This is a genomic window from Azospirillum sp. B4 (assembly GCF_000333275.1).
GTDB lineage: Bacteria > Pseudomonadota > Alphaproteobacteria > Azospirillales > Azospirillaceae > Nitrospirillum.
Map to the genome: position 1 here is coordinate 1 of NZ_BACU01000042.1, position 1,162 is coordinate 1,162.

A 1,162-nucleotide genomic window follows, 5' to 3' on the forward strand; every position below is an offset into this window, starting at 1 on the left:
CCTGGACCGCTCCGACCAAGACGCCGCCCGTGCCCGTTATGAGGACGGCCCTGGCGTTTTACCGGCGGGTTCGGTGCCGTTCTGGGCGAACCCAACTGCATCCAGAGCCTGGGGGACATCGCCCTGGCACGCTCCGACCACGACGCCGCCCGTGCCCGCTATGAGGACGCCCTGCCGCTCTACCGGCGGGTCGGTGCCGTGCTGGGCGAAGCCAACTGCATCCAGAGCCTGGGGGACATCGCCCTGGAACGCTCCGACCACGACGCCGCCCGCGCCCGCTATGAGGACGCCCTGCCGCTCTACCGGCGGGTCGGTGACGTGCTGGGCGAAGCCAACTGCATCAAGAGCCTGGGGGACATCGCCCTGGAACGCTCCGACCACGCCGCCGCCCGTGCCCGCTATGAGGACGCCCTGCCGCTCTACCGGCGGGTCGGTGCCGTGCTGGGCGAAGCCAACTGCATCAAGAGCCTGGGGGACATCGCCCTGAAACGCTCCGACCACGCCGCCGCCCGTGCCCGCTATGAGGACGCCCTGCCGCTCTACCGGCGGGTCGGTGCCGTGCTGGGCGAAGCCAACTGCATCCAGAGCCTGGGGGACATCGCCCTAAGACGCTCCGACCACGACGCCGCCCGTGCCCGCTATGAGGACGCCCTGCCGCTCTACCGGCGGGTCGGTGCCGTGCTGGGCGAAGCCAACTGCATCCAGAGCCTGGGGGACATCGCCCTGGCACGCTCCGACCACGACGCCGCCCGTGCCCGCTATGAGGACGCCCTGCCGCTCTACCGGCGGGTCGGTGACGTGCTGGGCGAAGCCAACTGCATCAAGAGCCTGGGGAACATCGCCCTGGCACGCTCCGACCACGCCGCCGCCCGTGCCCGCTATGAGGACGCCCTGCCGCTCTACCGGCGGGTCGGTGCCGTGCTGGGCGAAGCCAACTGCATCCAGAGCCTGGGGGACATCGCCCTGGCACGCTCCGACCACGACGCCGCCCGTGCCCGCTATGAGGACGCCCTGCCGCTCTACCGGCGGGTCGGTGCCGTGCTGGGCGAAGCCAACTGCATCCAGAGCCTGGGGGACATGCCCTGGCACGCTCCGACAACAACGCGGCCGTGCCCGCTATAAGGACCCCTGCCGCTCTACGGCGGGTCGTGCCGTGCTGGGC

1 protein-coding gene is annotated in these 1,162 nt (G+C 71.3%); it reads left to right on the forward strand.

Annotation, left to right across the window (positions count from 1 at the left end; translation table 11 throughout):
• Nucleotides 1–108 precede the first annotated feature (108 nt).
• Nucleotides 109–1,122 (forward strand): lipopolysaccharide assembly protein LapB, encoded by a 1,014-nt coding sequence (locus tag I55_RS01765; protein ID WP_286364280.1) that lies wholly within the window; start codon nucleotides 109–111, stop codon nucleotides 1,120–1,122.
• Nucleotides 1,123–1,162: the final 40 nt, after the last annotated feature.